Genomic DNA, 14,195 nt, shown 5'->3' with positions numbered 1-14,195 from the left:
AGCCTGTGCAATTGCAGTGCCAAAGGCTGCTACTAAGTAGAGCGAAGCCCTAGTGACTTTTCCAAATAAATTCATCTTATTCTCTGTTTATTGTCATGAGTTTCTGCAGCAATACAGCCTCAGAAAGCCCAAAAAAACGGTATCAAGCAATTCAACTAGCGCTAATTATAGGGTTATTTAGACTCAACAACAAACCGGGTTAACCAGGCTCGCCTCAATCTTGGCAATGGTTTAAAAGATAGTGTGTGCTCACACTTAAGCAGAATCACTCCTAGTCTTGCGTCCGATTTGATTTGGATCAATATAAGCGACATGATCTTGTGATTTAGCAAGGTGCTTACCCAAAGCCCAGGCGTGTCCATAAACCACTTCTAGGGTTAGTTTTTTGGGTAATTGAGTGGATAAGGGGGTATTTTGATCAACAGGGCCAAGCAAATTTAGTGCCTTAGCATCCGATAAAAGAATGTTGTCACTGTCATAGTCCAGCCCCAAGAATTCCATGTCCATGACTGGGTCTGAAAGGCGCTCACCCAGCAAGGCATCCCCCATATCGTGCATATCCCAGGGGCTAGCCAACTTCTTGAGCGGTAATTGCTGAGCCACAAGTTCAGATCTGAGCTCCTTAGCAGTATCCGGGCCGAGATAACTGAATGTCAGTAAACCGCCCTCTTTCAGTACTCGCCAGCACTCTTGCAAAAAATGCTTAGGATCAACCAGATCCTGAATGAAGAGAACGCTCACGACTAAATCTACAGAATTACTAGGAAGGTTAATGCGGCCTGTTTTCTTGTAATCACTAAGGGAAACAACAGATGCTGATTTCATTCTTGAATTCCAAAATCGAGCCAACCTCAATTTGAATAAATCAAAACCCGATAGTTCAGGTTCAGGTGCGCTATGAAAACGAACGCCCGGAAATCGCTTCGTCAGAAAAGGAGCATGCGCCCCAGGGAAATCCGGGAATAACAAGACGTCCTTTACTTCTAACTTAACGATGTCTAATTTTTGCAACATGCGAGCTGCAATTTCATCCTGAAGCCATCTGATTGATTGGGTCATTGGCTCAGTATACTCAGCGACCCCATGCGAACAATAGAGAATATTTTTGAAGTCATTTCTTCTCGCTTATTGCCCAGCGCTTGTATTGTTTGTGGGGTATTTCAGCAACGCACGCTCTGCGTTGATTGCTCCTCGCGACTTGCTTTTGAGCAGCTATTGAATTATGAATGTTGTCAGCAGTGCGGACTCACTCTTCAAGCAAGCGAGCTAAAAGAAAAACGTTGTCAAGAGTGTGCTCTCAACGCGCCCTACTTTGATCAGACCTTTTGCCTTGATCGCTACGATGGAAGACTGCAGTCCGCTTTGCATCAATTGAAATATCAACGAAGACTTGCTTGCGCTCATGGGCTGGCATCAGCATGGAATCAGCTGATGCCTAAAGACATCCACAATTTACAAGCAGAATTTTTACTCCCCGTACCACTCAGCCGAGAAAAATTGTGTTCCCGCGGCTTTAATCAAAGTTGGGAATTAGCCAGACGTATTCATTGCGACAAACGCATTCATAAAAACCCATACATTCTGATGCGCCATCATCACATTCAACATCAGGCCTCTGAAAATCGTGCCAATCGTCAACTCGCTATTCAAGATATGTTCTTCATCAACACTCAATTCCAAGGGCAACTGGAATCGACCTCAGTAGTAGTATTTGATGATGTCATGACTAGCGGAGCAACCTTAAATGAAATCGCCCGCGTATTGAAGGACAATGGCGTATCTCGTGTTATTAATTGGGTTCTACTGAGAACACTTCGTCCATCACAAAGATCTGAACATGTTTAATATTGTTTTATTCGAACCAGAAATTCCACCCAATACAGGCAACATCATTCGCCTGTGTGCAAATACGGGTGCAAAACTCCATCTCATCGAGCCGCTAGGCTTCCCCATGGAAGATGCCAAGCTTCGAAGAGCAGGACTAGATTATCACGAGTTTGCCAAAATAAAAGTTCATAAAAACTGGGCGCAATTTCTTGCTGATGAACAGCCCAAGCCTGCACATATTTTTGCCTTAACAACTAAGAGCTCTGGCAAGTTTCATGATGGCAAATATTTGCCCGAAGATTATTTTGTCTTTGGCTCCGAAACCAAAGGCATTACTGAAGAAGTGAGAAGTTCGATTCCAGCGCCTAACCAAATGCGCTTAGCGATGCAAGATAGCAGTCGCAGCTTAAATCTCTCGAACACGGTAGCAATTGTGGTTTATGAAGCTTGGCGCCAGAACGGATTGCTTGGCGGAAATTAAGAAACTTAAACTTCAACCTTGGGGTCGCGTCCCATCAGTTTTTTCACTGCCTCATGCGGTGAAAGCTTTCCAGATAAGACTTCACACATCATGGCAGTAATTGGCATCTCGACACCAAGACGAGTGGCTAGATTACCAACCGCAGAGGCGCACAAGACACCTTCAGCAACATGTCCTAAATTGCCTAAGATTTCAGGCAAAGGTTTTCCTGCGGCAAGTGCCAAACCAACACGACGATTACGCGAGAGATCGCCGGTGGCAGTCAATATCAAATCGCCTACGCCAGTCAGCCCCATACAGGTCTCTGGTCGACCACCAGCAGCCTTTACTAAACGCATCATTTCTGCAAGGCCACGAGTTAACACTGCAGCGCGCGCATTTAAGCCAAGGTCTAGACCATCACCAATACCAGCCGCAATTGCCAGAACGTTTTTAATTGCACCACCCAGCTCAACTCCAACTAAATCGTCACTAGCATAGATCCGCATATTGCCGTGATGAAAGGCGCCCTGAACAATGTCGCACAAAGTATTTGATTTGCTGGCGATTGTTAATGCGCAGGGCATTCCATTGCCAACCTCTTTTGCAAAACTGGGTCCAGATAAAGCGCCGTAAGAATGCTGAAGACCATGGCTATGCAATTGATCTTCGCGCGCCACTACTTGGTGTGGCAATAAAGTAGTGCTGGGCTCTAAACCCTTACACAACCAAACGATATTAAGCGGGTGTTTTGCGAGGCGCAGCACCTGCGCTACCGTTTCTGACAAACCCGACATTGGAGTCGCAATTACCAAAAGATCATTTTCAGAAAGGCGTTCGATAGCCTGCTCAAAACTCGCTTCTAATTGCAAGCCTTTAGGCAAGATGACACCAGGTAAATATTCTGCGTTCTCACCCGACTTTTGAATCTCTCCCAACTGCTCGGCACTTCTCGACCACAAACAAACGTCGCCCGATTGAAGATGGCGCGCAGCTTGTGCGGCCATAGCAGTACCCCATGATCCAGCTCCAAGCAGCGTCACTTTCATGATCTGTGGGCCTTAATTAAATCAACTTAGTGAGGAAGAATGATTTTGCTTTCATCGGCAGCGCCACCTTCCGTTGCAGCCGCTTGCGCAGCCTGCATCAGGCGGTGTTCATACATGCCGTGGAAATTAATCTCGTTCAAATGAATTGGCTGGAAACCAGCGCGGCTAATGGTGTCTGCAATATTGGAGCGCAAATAAGGATACAAAATCGTTGGGCAAGCAATGCCTAACATGGGATCAATTTGCTCTGCAGGAATATTGCTAAATTCAAAAATGCCCGCTTGCTTTGCCTCAACCAAAAACAGTACTTTGCCGTCTACTTTGGCAGTGACTGTCGCTATTAAAGCAACTTCAAAAATCTCATCACCCAAACGAGTAACAGCAACATCCACCTCAACCTCTACTTGAGGCTCAGCGGAAACCAATAAAATTTGTGGCGCATGTGGCTGCTCTAAAGATAAGTCCTTAAGGTAGATCCGTTGAATGCGGAAACCAGGCTCTTTTGAGTTATCAGCTGCATCTGGAGCGGAAGTAGTTTGTTCAGTCATGGAAAACTTTCTGAGTAAATTTTTTAAGCTAGCAGTGAATCAAGTTGGCCCGCGCGATCTAAGGCTACTAGATCGTCATAACCACCAACATAGGTCTCACCAATATAAATTTGTGGCACAGTGCGACGACCCGTACGCGTCATCATGATCTCGCGCTGGGCAGGATCGCGGTCAATCAAGATCTTCTCCAGATTTGTAACGCCTTTCTTTTGCAATAGCTTTTCTGCCATAACGCAGTATGGACAGACTTGGGTGCTATACATCGTGACTGGTGGCATATCTGAGACTCGCTGAATTATTTAACCAATGGCAGGGCTGCAGCCTGCCAACCTTGAACTCCGCCTTCTAAGACTGCAATCTCAGAAAAGCCCATTTTTTTCAACTCTGGAACAAGTTTGCGCGCACTCGTACCAGAATGGCAAACCAAAATAATGGGGTTTTTACGGTCCAGCTTCAGCTTCTCAACTCCGGAAGGGATTTGCTCAGCCAAGATATGTTTTGCCCCGGGCAGATGACCCGCTTTAAAGTCGGACTCCGGACGCAAGTCCAAAACAGCCGCTTTACGGCGATTCATCCAAATAGTTGCTTCTGTAGGCGATAAGCCTTTTCCGCTAATAAGCGTAGATAATGTGGGAAGGAAGAGTGCTGCGCCCGAAACTAGCAGGAGGGCGATAAGCGCTAAATTATCAATTTGAGTGAGAAAGTTCATCACCGGATTATAGAATGGCTCTATGAAACAACTTGTCCTTATTCGTCATGGCGAATCTGCCTGGAATCTTGAAAACCGCTTCACTGGCTGGGCGGACGTTGACTTAACCCCAAAAGGTACTGAACAAGCACTGGCCGCAGGTGAAAACCTCCGCAAGGCAGGCTATGAGTTTGATGTGGCCTATACCTCTGTTCTTAGAAGAGCTATTCGTACCTTGTGGCATGTTCAAGACACCATGGACCTCATGTGGCTGCCCGTAGTTCATAGCTGGAGACTAAATGAGCGTCACTATGGCGCTCTGACCGGTCTGAATAAAGCCGAAACTGCCGAACAGTACGGAGATGCCCAGGTTCATATTTGGCGCCGCTCCTACGATGTGCGCCCACCACTCTTGGAAACAGGTGATGAACGTAATCCGCAAAATGATCGTCGCTACGAAAAACTGAACGCTTCTGATATTCCCTTAGGCGAGTGCCTTAAAGATAACGTCGAGCGTGTATTACCCCTTTGGAACGAATCTATCGCCCCCGCACTCAAGGCAGGCAAGCGCGTATTACTGGTTGCACACGGCAATAGTATTCGCTCATTAATTAAGTATCTCGACCAGGTTTCTGACGAAGACATTATGGAAATCAACGTCCCTAATGGCATCCCGCTTGTTTATGAGCTCGATGATAACCTCAAACCCATTCAGCATTTTTATTTGGATTAAGGTAAAACAGAAGCATGCGCGTATTTTTCAAGAACTTTGCCCTCGTTTCTATTGGCCTCATCGCCGGGGTTGCAGCCACTATTCAATTGTCCGCTACCGCCCAGCAGGGCACGACACTACCCTTAGATGAACTGCGAACACTATCGAATGTCTTTGCACAAATCAAACGCGAGTATGTTGAGCCGATTGAAGATAAACAGCTGCTAACCGATGCTGTCAAAGGCATGGTGAGCAGTCTTGATCCGCACTCCACCTATCTTGATAAAAAAGATTTTTCGGAAATGCAGGAACAGACTAGCGGCAAGTTTGCTGGTCTTGGTATTGAAATCACTTCAGAAGACGGCGTTGTCAAAGTACTTAACCCGATTGAAGATAGCCCTGCAGCTCGTGCTGGCTTGCAAGCTGGCGATCTCATTACTCGCTTAGATGACAAACCCGTTCGCGGTATGTCACTCGACAAGGCAGTTCGCACCATGCGCGGTACACCGGGCACAAAAATTACTTTGACTGTCTTCCGTAAAAGTGAAGAACGTAGCTTTCCAGTAACCATTACCCGCGCTGAAATTAAAGTGCAGTCCGTTAAAGCCAAAATTTTGGACAACAATATTGCCTGGGTCAGAGTAACGAGCTTTCAAGAGCGCACTGTTCCTGATCTGGCTAAAAAATTAGCTGATCTTGCAAATCAAGATCCTAAAATGAAGGGCATTATTCTTGACCTCAGAAACAATGGTGGCGGCTTGTTGCAAGGCGCAGTCGGTGTAGCTGCCGCCTTCTTGCCAGCAGATGCTGTGATTGTTTCTACTAAAGGTCAGACAGCTGACTCAAAGCAAGTATTCAATGCGACACCAGCAATGTATCGTCTGAGCGAGCCTGGCGACCCTTTATCTAGCGTACCAGCGATATATAAAAAATTACCGATGGTAGTTTTAGTAAATGCCTACTCCGCTTCCGCCTCTGAAATTGTCGCTGGTGCATTACAGGATTACAAACGTGCAACTATTATTGGTAAAACTACTTTTGGCAAAGGCTCAGTACAAACAGTCCGCCCACTGACCAATAATTCTGCACTGAAGATCACTACGGCTTATTACTACACGCCAAGTGGTAAATCGATTCAGGCCTATGGCATCAAGCCGGATATCGCAGTAGATCAAAATAAAGACGGCGATCCTGACGATGTATTAATCACTCGCGAGATCGACAGCGAGAAGCATTTGCGCAACAAGCAATCTTCAGAAGAAAAGCTCGTTGCCGATCGTGAAAAACGTCGCCTAGAAGAGCTACAACGTATTGAAGAAAAGAATGCCAAGAAGACTCCTGAAGAGAAAGAAAAAGACAAGTCCAAGAAGCCTGTCGAGCTCGGTAGCGCAGATGACTTTATGCTTTCTCAGGCAGTCGCATTCATTAATGGTGAGCCTGTGAAACGCTCTGCCTCCAAGCTAGAGTAAGTTCTCGCAATTAGGCATATATATGAATGATGAGCAGCTACTTCGCTACTCGCGGCATTTACTGCTAGAAGAAATTGATGTTGCTGGCCAAGAAACTTTGCTTGGCTCGCACATCCTGATCATTGGCGCCGGTGGCTTAGGAAGCGCTGCCGCACCATACTTGGCTGCAACTGGCGTAGGAAAAATTACGTTGGTTGATCATGACAAAGTCGAGCTCACTAATTTGCAGAGACAAATCATGCATAGCCAGAACTCCCTCGGCAAAAGTAAGGTGGAATCAGGGAAGCAATTTTTGCAAAGCATCAATCCGACGCTCACGATTAATGTAATCGCAGAGAAGGCAACTGAGAATTTATTACAAGAACTCTTGCCATCAGTAAATCTCGTTTTAGATTGCACCGATAACTTTGCTACCCGTCAGCTCATTAATGCAGCTTGCTTTAATCAGAAAGTGCCGCTCGTCTCTGGATCTGCCCTCAAATTTGATGGTCAACTGAGCGTATTTGATTTTCGAAATGAAGCATCCCCTTGCTACGCCTGCCTTTTTTCTCCAGAAGAACAGTTTGAAGAAGTTAGCTGTGCCAGCATGGGTATCTTCTCGCCGCTAGTGGGCATTATTGGCGCGATGCAAGCGGCTCAAGCCCTGCAGGTATTGATTGGCTTTGGTCAGCCTTTGGTGGGAAGAATGTTGTTGTGGAATGCGCTCACTACTCAGATTAATGAGATTCGCATTTCTCGGAATCTAGAATGTCAGGTATGCGGCCCCCAACATTAGGGAGTTAAGAAAGCAATCGCTCTAATGCTTTGGTCTGCTCGTCGGGTTCATAAGCACGCAGGACTCTAGGAACGCGGGCTTTTAATAGGCCTACATTTGCTTTTAAGATCTCGCGCTTAACTAATAGCAGTTGACTAAAGTGCATTGAGAAATCTGTCAACCCGAGCGCAAGTAATAGCTTTGTTAATGCAGGATCGCCAGCCATCTCACCGCAAACAGCAACCGGCACATCTGCCCGCTTCGCTTGATCAATGATGCTTGATAATAAGTTCAAAATGGCTGGATGCAAGGGGTCATACAAATGCGCAACCGCATGATCCGCACGATCAATTGCCAAGGTGTACTGAATTAAGTCGTTGGTACCAATCGAAAGGAAATCGAATCGATTAATAAACAACGGCAGCATCAAAGCCGCCGCCGGAATTTCAATCATTGCACCAACTTGAATATTTGGATTAAACGCCTTGCCACGCTGATGTAATTGCTGCTTTGCCTTTTCAATCAATCTAAATGTTTCATCGATTTCTTTAGCATGCGCCAACATCGGAATCATAATGCGCGCCTGACCATGGGCGGATGCACGCAAGATAGCCCTGAGTTGAGTTAAAAAGATCTCCGGCTCGGTCAAAGACCAGCGAATCGCACGCAATCCCAATGGGGATGCGCCAGTTTGAGAAACATCTCCACCGCCACCTAAGGCCTTATCAGCACCAACGTCAATGGTTCTAATATTGACAGGCAGACCATGCATTAAATCGACTACGCGACGATATTCTTGATACTGCTGCTCTTCATCAGGCAAGGCTTGCTTTCGATCCATGAATAAAAATTCAGAGCGGAACAAACCAACGCCTACAGCACCCAACTTCACTGCCTGAATAGCATCTTCGGGTAACTCAATATTGGCAAATAACTCAATCTCAACCCGATCAGCTGTTTCTGTCTTGGCATGCTTTAACTGCTTTAGCTTACGAGCCTCTTTTAAAGCTTGCGTTTGCAGCTTTCGATACTCGGCAAGGAGTTGTTCATCGGGTGCAACAACGACAACCCCATGCTCACCATCCAATACCAGCCAATCGCCATGACGAATCATTTCACTGGCGTGTCGCACACCAACTACCGCAGGAATTTCCATACTGCGCGCAACAATTGCTGTGTGTGAAGTCTTTCCTCCAAGATCTGTTACAAATCCCGTGAAAGCATGCTCTTTGAAACGCAGCATGTCATGAGGGGCAATATCATGCGCAACAATAATTGATTCAATGCCGATATCGCTTGCCGGTAAAAAATCGGCATCATTCAACGGATCTTTCTTCTGGGCATTCAAAGCTTTAATTACACGCTCAGCCACCTGGCGAATATCGTTGGCGCGCTCTTTTAAATAGGCGTCCTCAATATCCGCAAATTGCTCCAATAGATCATTCAGCTCGGTTGTTAAAGCCCAGGCGGCATTTAATCTCTGAGTGCGAATCAATTTAATGGGTTTCTCAGCCAAAGCCGGGTCTGCCAGAATCATGCCGTGAACATCTAAGAATGCAGCCATTTCTTGTGGCGCGTCTTTTGGCAATCCTTGGCGCAATTGCGCCAACTCAAGGCGTACCTGCTCAAAAGCATCTAATAGCTTTTTGGCCTCAGCCTCTTCTTTGCCAGCCTCAATGAGGTAATGACTAACTTCTAATGCTGCACGCGAAATCAGTACGGCTTTGCCAATGGCAATGCCTTTGGATACTGCAATTCCGTGCAAAGCAAAAGTCATCCCTATTCGCCCTCACCAAATCGATCATTAATTAATGCAGCTAAAGCTTGCATTGCCTCATTCTCTTTCTCGCCAACGGTCTCTAGAGTGACTGTGCTTCCAATGCCAGCAGCCAGCATCATGACGCCCATAATGCTCTTGGCATTAATTTGACGTCCATTGCGGGATAAAAAGATTTCACAAGGAAACTCGGCAGCAAGCTGGGATAACTTCGCAGATGCGCGAGCATGCAACCCCAACTTATTAATGATTTCGATTTCAGCAACAGGCATAGTGCGTCCTATTCCTCCGTAGTGGCTTGCGGTGTTTTAGAACCCAGGCGCAAAATTCCATTTTGACCACCTAGAAGCGCTTTTTTAGCCAACTCCTCCAAGCCCTCACCACGATGAGAGATGCAGCGCATCAGCATGGGTAGATTTAATCCGGACAAGACAATCACGGGTGCATTTAAACCAGACAATGGCCCCAAAGCTTCAAGCTTAGATGCCACATTGGCGGGAGTCGCACCCATTACATCGGTCAATATTAAAACGCCTTGACCTGTATTGACGCCATAGGCCGCTTTCAAAAGTCGGTCGAAGCTGGCTTTTGTATCTTCGTAGGGCGGAATATCAACAGCCCTAACCCTCTCTGGCAGCACACCAAACGCATGCTCAGCAAAACCGAGCATCGCACTTGCTACTGGGGTGTGAGCAACTATTACGATTCCAACCATGTCTATGCCAATGCCTTTTCAAGCGCTGTTAACCAAAATTTCGAAACATCAAACCCACTTTGCTCAGTAATTTCTACAAAACATGTTGGGCTAGTCACATTGATTTCGGTGACATAGGCGCCAATTAAATCTAATCCTACCAAGAACAAGCCTCGGGCATTCAATATAGAGGCAAGACGCTCTGCGACCTTTATCTCGGCATTAGTTAGTGGCATAGCCACTCCTTTGCCACCAGCAGCTAAATTACCTCTGATTTCACTACCCTGCGGAATGCGGGCTAATGCAAATGGCACCACCTCGCCACCGATCAGCAGTACTCGCTTATCGCCTTGGGATATCTCAGGCAAGAATCTCTGCACCATCAAAGTACGCGCGCCATTCTCACCTAGCGTCTCAACAATGCTGGCAAGATTTAAACCATTGGGACCCACGCGAAATACGCCCATACCACCCATACCATCTAGGGGCTTGATCACAATATCTTGATGCTCTCGATGAAACACTTCAATTGCACTGAGTTCACGCGTCACTAAAGTTGGCGGAATGAGTTCTGGAAACTCTGTGATAGATATCTTTTCGGAGTGATCGCGAATAGCCGTTGGATTATTAAATACTTTCGCACCCTGACGAACAGCAGCCGACAATAACCAAGTGGTATTGAGATATTCAATATCAAACGGCGGATCTGTACGCATCATGACTGCGTTAAAGGTATTTAATGGGCGATCCTCTATGGGGCCCAATTCAAACCATGATGTACTGCTTGGCTTAATTTCGAGTGGCCGACAATCAGCCACTACAAAGTCATCTCTCCAGAGAATATTACGACTTTCGCAAAACCAAAGTTGATGTCCTGACTCTTGCGCAACTCGCATCATTGCTAAGGTGGAGTCTTTGCTAATCTTAAAAGACTCCAAAGGATCAGCAATAAAAAGAAAGTTCATCTCAATATCCGAATAAGTTAAGCGGCTTCTGCATTAGGATCAGAGCGCTCTAACTCTAAAGATGCTGCCAATAAAGCTAGACGAGCAACAACACCATAGAGATAAAAACGATTTGGGGGGGCGCTACCAGGCTTAGCACCCAGGTCTGGCATAGAGTTTTGCTCAAATGCTAAAGGTACAAAGTGCATACCTGGCGCATTGAGATTCTCATCGGGACCACGATCGGTATGGACGCGATAGAAGCCACCGATCACATAGCGGTCAATCATATACACCACAGGCTCAGCAACTGCCTCGTTCACCTTCTCGAAAGTATATACGCCCTCTTGAATCAAAACATCGCTTACTTCAAGACCTTCTTTTACTACACTCATCTTGTTTCGGTCTTTGCGATTCAAGCCTTTGAGTTGGGCAGGATCGTTCACCACCATCACACCCATGCCGTATGTACCAGCATCGGCCTTTACAACGACATAAGGTTTTTCTTTAATACCGTACTCACGATATTTTTTAGCCGTCTTCTTTAAAACCTTCTCAACTGCTGCTTGTAATTCCTCTTCGCCCTTGCGCTCATGAAAATTCACATTTGAACAACTAGCAAAATAAGGGTTGATCATCCATGGATCAATATCAACTACCTTTGCAAATTTTTTAGCAACCTCATCGTATGCAGCAAAGTGATTTGATTTGCGACGAACATGCCAACCAGCATGTAGGCCTGGTAGGAGATACTGCTCGTGCAGGTTTTCTAAAATCGGAGGAATGCCTGCTGATAAATCATTGTTCAGCAGAATTGAGCATGGATCAAAATCTTTTAGTCCAAGTCGTTGCTTCTTCAGACCCAAACGAGATAGCGGCTCCATCAAGAGGCGATTGCCATCTGGCAAATCAATCCAAGTTGGTTTTTTAATTTCGTCAGATAAAGTGCCCAAGCGCACATTCAGGCCTGCTTGACGCAAGATCGAGGACAGGCGCGCAATATTCTGCAAATAGAACGTATTGCGAGTATGTCGCTCGGGTATCAATAGTAAATTTTTTGCTTCAGGACAAATTTTCTCAATCGCAGCCATGGCAGCCTGAACAGCTAAAGGCAACATTTGGGGCGAGAGGTTATTAAAACCACCTGGAAAGAGGTTGGTATCAACCGGGGCAAGCTTAAAGCCTGCATTGCGCAGATCTACGGAACAGTAAAACGGCGGAGTGTGCTCCTGCCATTCAAGCCTGAACCAGCGCTCAATCGTTGGGGTTGCTTCTAATACCTTCGACTCGAGATCGAGAAGAGGGCCGCTAAGGGCAGTGATGAGATGTGGGACCATTTCACCATTGTAAGATTTTTAAAAGAAAGACGCGGAATCCGAGGATCCCGCGCTTAAAAACCGGGCAGCCAACTAAAGCCGCCCAGTGAGGGGTAAAAATGCTAATTAAGACTCGTAAGCAGACTCACCGTGGGAAGTGATATCCAAGCCTTCGCGCTCAGCATCTTCCTTGACACGTAAACCAATCACGATATCCACCAATTTGAAGGCGATGTAAGAAACTACGCCAGACCAAATCAGGGTAACAATCACACCTTGGCTCTGAATCCATAATTGGCTAGCAATAGAGTAATCAGGGGCTGCAGCATTGGCTACGTAATCCCAAATACCTGTTCCGCCTAAAGCTGGATCTGCGAACACACCAGTTAACAAAGCGCCTAAGATACCGCCAACGCCATGCACACCGAATACGTCCAAGCTGTCGTCTGAACCCAACATCTTCTTGAGACCAGAAACACCCCATAAGCAAACCACGCCAGCAAGAACGCCGATAACGAGTGCACCCATTGGGCCAACAAAACCAGCAGCTGGTGTAATTGCAACCAAACCGGCTACGCAACCAGATGCAGCACCCAACATAGAAGGCTTGCCTTTAGTAATCCACTCAGCAAATGACCAGCCCAATACTGCAGCAGCTGTTGCCAACAATGTGTTTACGAATGCCAAGGCTGCACTGCCGTTTGCTTCGAGAGCAGAACCAGCATTAAAACCAAACCAACCGAACCACAAGAGTGAAGCACCAATCATGACGAACACTAAGTTATGCGGCTTAATTGCTTCTTTGCCGTAACCTAAACGTTTGCCGATCACGAATGAACCTACCAAGCCTGCGATCGCAGCATTGATGTGAACAACAGTACCGCCAGCAAAGTCAAGAACACCCTTCTGCCACAACCAGCCAGCACGAGCTGTAATTGCTTCGAGTGATGCAGCGTCTTTAATATCATCAGGACCTGGCCAGAACCAAACCATGTGAGCGATTGGCAAGTAGCTGAAAGTGAACCACAAAATCACAAACAAAATAATTGCAGAAAACTTTGCACGCTCAGCAAATGAGCCAATGATCAAGCAGCAAGTAATTGTTGCGAACGCAGCTTGGAAGGCCATAAATACATACTCAGGAATCACAATGCCTTTGCTAAATGTAGCAGCAACTGAATCTGGAGTAATGCCTTGCAAGAACAAGCGATCTAGTCCACCAATGAATGCGCCACCTTCAGTAAATGCAAAGCTGTATCCATAGAGAGACCACAACACTGTGATCAACGCAAATACGAACATACACTGTACGAGTACAGAAAGAATGTTCTTGCTACGTGTTAAACCGCCGTAGAACAAAGCCAAACCAGGCAAAGTCATCAAGATTACTAATGCTGTACACACCAATAACCAAGCTGTATCGCCCTTGTTTGGAACCAATGCAGGAGCAGCAGCAACTGCAGCAGCGGCCGCAGCAGCAACTGGCTTAGCTTCATCAGCAAAAGCTGGTGAAGTCACCATAACGCTAGTTGCACCAATAGCCAAGGCCATTGCGCTTCCAGCTAGGAGTCGTTTCATCCAAGTTAACATTTTGAACCTCTCTTTAAAGTGCTGACGCGCCGGTTTCACCGGTACGAATGCGAATGACGTGTTCGACTGGGGAGACAAAAATTTTGCCATCACCAATTTTTCCAGTACGAGCAGATTTTTCAATCGCTTCAATCGCTCGCTCCAAGATGCCATCTTCAACAGCAGCTTCAATTTTTACTTTAGGTAAAAAGTCGACTACATACTCAGCACCGCGATACAACTCGGTGTGACCCTTTTGACGGCCAAAGCCTTTAACTTCAGTGACGGTGATGCCCGAAACTCCCACTTCCGAGAGAGCTTCGCGCACTTCGTCAAGCTTGAAGGGCTTGATGATTGCGGTAATTAATTTCATACGTTTCTCCGTTCA

General features: G+C 46.3%; 17 protein-coding genes. 5 read left to right on the top strand and 12 right to left on the bottom strand.

Translation table 11 applies throughout. From position 1 onward, the window contains the following. Positions 1–255: 255 nt before the first annotated feature. A complete protein-coding gene (locus tag B7X71_RS06075) occupies positions 256–1,059 on the bottom strand; it encodes a methyltransferase domain-containing protein (protein ID WP_293596786.1) in 804 nt (267 codons plus the stop codon). Positions 1,060–1,083: 24 nt separating this feature from the next. Between B7X71_RS06075 and B7X71_RS06070 the strand changes: the two genes are divergently transcribed. Further along, positions 1,084–1,845, top strand: a complete 762-nt coding sequence (locus B7X71_RS06070) for a ComF family protein (RefSeq protein WP_293596785.1) — start codon at positions 1,084–1,086, stop codon at positions 1,843–1,845. Continuing rightward, positions 1,838–2,308, top strand: coding sequence for a tRNA (uridine(34)/cytosine(34)/5-carboxymethylaminomethyluridine(34)-2'-O)-methyltransferase TrmL (gene trmL / locus B7X71_RS06065; RefSeq protein ID WP_293596784.1), 471 nt, complete (start codon positions 1,838–1,840; stop codon positions 2,306–2,308). The genes B7X71_RS06070 and trmL overlap by 8 nt, the downstream gene beginning before the upstream one ends. A gap of 5 nt (positions 2,309–2,313) precedes the next feature. Here the strand turns inward: trmL and B7X71_RS06060 are convergent, their stop codons facing one another. From B7X71_RS06060 to B7X71_RS06045, 4 genes are read right to left on the bottom strand one after another with little or no spacing between them, the layout of a single operon-like run. Next, complete coding sequence (locus B7X71_RS06060) at positions 2,314–3,336, bottom strand: NAD(P)H-dependent glycerol-3-phosphate dehydrogenase (protein WP_293596783.1); 1,023 nt, start codon at positions 3,334–3,336, stop codon at positions 2,314–2,316. A gap of 26 nt (positions 3,337–3,362) precedes the next feature. Continuing rightward, complete coding sequence (gene secB, locus B7X71_RS06055) at positions 3,363–3,884, bottom strand: protein-export chaperone SecB (protein WP_293596782.1); 522 nt, start codon at positions 3,882–3,884, stop codon at positions 3,363–3,365. Positions 3,885–3,907: 23 nt separating this feature from the next. Then, entirely contained in the window at positions 3,908–4,162 is a 255-nt protein-coding gene (grxC, locus tag B7X71_RS06050; RefSeq protein ID WP_293596781.1) for a glutaredoxin 3, read from the bottom strand. 17 nt (positions 4,163–4,179) lie between these two features. Beyond that, positions 4,180–4,593 (bottom strand): rhodanese-like domain-containing protein, encoded by a 414-nt coding sequence (locus tag B7X71_RS06045; RefSeq protein WP_293596780.1) that lies wholly within the window; start codon positions 4,591–4,593, stop codon positions 4,180–4,182. A 22-nt stretch (positions 4,594–4,615) separates the two neighbouring features. Here B7X71_RS06045 and gpmA point away from each other — a divergent pair, with 22 nt between their 5' ends. From gpmA to moeB, 3 genes are read left to right on the top strand one after another with little or no spacing between them, the layout of a single operon-like run. Next, positions 4,616–5,305, top strand: a complete 690-nt coding sequence (gene gpmA, locus B7X71_RS06040) for a 2,3-diphosphoglycerate-dependent phosphoglycerate mutase (RefSeq protein ID WP_293596779.1) — start codon at positions 4,616–4,618, stop codon at positions 5,303–5,305. Between the two features lie 14 nt (positions 5,306–5,319). Beyond that, entirely contained in the window at positions 5,320–6,753 is a 1,434-nt protein-coding gene (locus tag B7X71_RS06035) for a S41 family peptidase (protein ID WP_293596778.1), read from the top strand. A gap of 22 nt (positions 6,754–6,775) precedes the next feature. Then, positions 6,776–7,528 carry a molybdopterin-synthase adenylyltransferase MoeB gene (gene moeB / locus B7X71_RS06030; protein WP_293596777.1) on the top strand — a complete coding sequence of 251 codons (753 nt, stop codon included), beginning with the start codon at positions 6,776–6,778 and terminating at the stop codon, positions 7,526–7,528. A gap of 4 nt (positions 7,529–7,532) precedes the next feature. Here the strand turns inward: moeB and ptsP are convergent, their stop codons facing one another. From ptsP to B7X71_RS05995, 7 genes are all read right to left on the bottom strand, one after another. After that, positions 7,533–9,284, bottom strand: a complete 1,752-nt coding sequence (ptsP, locus tag B7X71_RS06025; RefSeq protein WP_293596776.1) for a phosphoenolpyruvate--protein phosphotransferase — start codon at positions 9,282–9,284, stop codon at positions 7,533–7,535. Between the two features lie 2 nt (positions 9,285–9,286). Then, complete coding sequence (locus tag B7X71_RS06020; RefSeq protein ID WP_293596775.1) at positions 9,287–9,556, bottom strand: HPr family phosphocarrier protein; 270 nt, start codon at positions 9,554–9,556, stop codon at positions 9,287–9,289. A gap of 8 nt (positions 9,557–9,564) precedes the next feature. Continuing rightward, positions 9,565–9,999 carry a PTS fructose transporter subunit IIA gene (locus tag B7X71_RS06015; protein ID WP_293596774.1) on the bottom strand — a complete coding sequence of 145 codons (435 nt, stop codon included), beginning with the start codon at positions 9,997–9,999 and terminating at the stop codon, positions 9,565–9,567. Between the two features lie 2 nt (positions 10,000–10,001). After that, the gene (gene gshB / locus B7X71_RS06010) at positions 10,002–10,943 is read right to left on the bottom strand and encodes a glutathione synthase (protein WP_293596773.1); all 942 of its coding nucleotides are present in this window, start codon (positions 10,941–10,943) and stop codon (positions 10,002–10,004) included. Positions 10,944–10,960: 17 nt separating this feature from the next. Beyond that, a complete protein-coding gene (gene gshA, locus B7X71_RS06005; protein ID WP_215334022.1) occupies positions 10,961–12,259 on the bottom strand; it encodes a glutamate--cysteine ligase in 1,299 nt (432 codons plus the stop codon). Positions 12,260–12,364: 105 nt separating this feature from the next. Continuing rightward, positions 12,365–13,828, bottom strand: coding sequence for an ammonium transporter (gene amt, locus B7X71_RS06000; RefSeq protein WP_293596772.1), 1,464 nt, complete (start codon positions 13,826–13,828; stop codon positions 12,365–12,367). A gap of 13 nt (positions 13,829–13,841) precedes the next feature. Then, positions 13,842–14,180: a P-II family nitrogen regulator gene (locus B7X71_RS05995; RefSeq protein ID WP_011903792.1), complete on the bottom strand. Its 339-nt coding sequence runs from the start codon at positions 14,178–14,180 to the stop codon at positions 13,842–13,844. Positions 14,181–14,195: the final 15 nt, after the last annotated feature.

This window comes from Polynucleobacter sp. 39-46-10, assembly GCF_002282275.1.
Note: the sequence above shows the minus strand (reverse complement) of the source record. Positions and strands in the feature narration are given on the sequence as shown.

Excerpts from the sequence above, each read along its gene's own strand:
- gshA (WP_215334022.1), bottom strand. The coding sequence starts at position 12,259 with ATGGTCCCACATCTCATCACTGCCCTTAGCGGCCCTCTTCTCGATCTC.
- B7X71_RS06035 (WP_293596778.1), top strand. The coding sequence starts at position 5,320 with ATGCGCGTATTTTTCAAGAACTTTGCCCTCGTTTCTATTGGCCTCATC.
- B7X71_RS06075 (WP_293596786.1), bottom strand. The coding sequence starts at position 1,059 with ATGACCCAATCAATCAGATGGCTTCAGGATGAAATTGCAGCTCGCATG.
- grxC (WP_293596781.1), bottom strand. The coding sequence starts at position 4,162 with ATGCCACCAGTCACGATGTATAGCACCCAAGTCTGTCCATACTGCGTT.
- B7X71_RS06045 (WP_293596780.1), bottom strand. The coding sequence starts at position 4,593 with ATGAACTTTCTCACTCAAATTGATAATTTAGCGCTTATCGCCCTCCTG.
- B7X71_RS05995 (WP_011903792.1), bottom strand. The coding sequence starts at position 14,180 with ATGAAATTAATTACCGCAATCATCAAGCCCTTCAAGCTTGACGAAGTG.
- gshB (WP_293596773.1), bottom strand. The coding sequence starts at position 10,943 with ATGAACTTTCTTTTTATTGCTGATCCTTTGGAGTCTTTTAAGATTAGC.
- B7X71_RS06070 (WP_293596785.1), top strand. The coding sequence starts at position 1,084 with ATGCGAACAATAGAGAATATTTTTGAAGTCATTTCTTCTCGCTTATTG.
- B7X71_RS06015 (WP_293596774.1), bottom strand. The coding sequence starts at position 9,999 with ATGGTTGGAATCGTAATAGTTGCTCACACCCCAGTAGCAAGTGCGATG.
- ptsP (WP_293596776.1), bottom strand. The coding sequence starts at position 9,284 with ATGACTTTTGCTTTGCACGGAATTGCAGTATCCAAAGGCATTGCCATT.
- trmL (WP_293596784.1), top strand. The coding sequence starts at position 1,838 with ATGTTTAATATTGTTTTATTCGAACCAGAAATTCCACCCAATACAGGC.
- gpmA (WP_293596779.1), top strand. The coding sequence starts at position 4,616 with ATGAAACAACTTGTCCTTATTCGTCATGGCGAATCTGCCTGGAATCTT.
- B7X71_RS06020 (WP_293596775.1), bottom strand. The coding sequence starts at position 9,556 with ATGCCTGTTGCTGAAATCGAAATCATTAATAAGTTGGGGTTGCATGCT.
- secB (WP_293596782.1), bottom strand. The coding sequence starts at position 3,884 with ATGACTGAACAAACTACTTCCGCTCCAGATGCAGCTGATAACTCAAAA.
- amt (WP_293596772.1), bottom strand. The coding sequence starts at position 13,828 with ATGTTAACTTGGATGAAACGACTCCTAGCTGGAAGCGCAATGGCCTTG.
- moeB (WP_293596777.1), top strand. The coding sequence starts at position 6,776 with ATGAATGATGAGCAGCTACTTCGCTACTCGCGGCATTTACTGCTAGAA.
- B7X71_RS06060 (WP_293596783.1), bottom strand. The coding sequence starts at position 3,336 with ATGAAAGTGACGCTGCTTGGAGCTGGATCATGGGGTACTGCTATGGCC.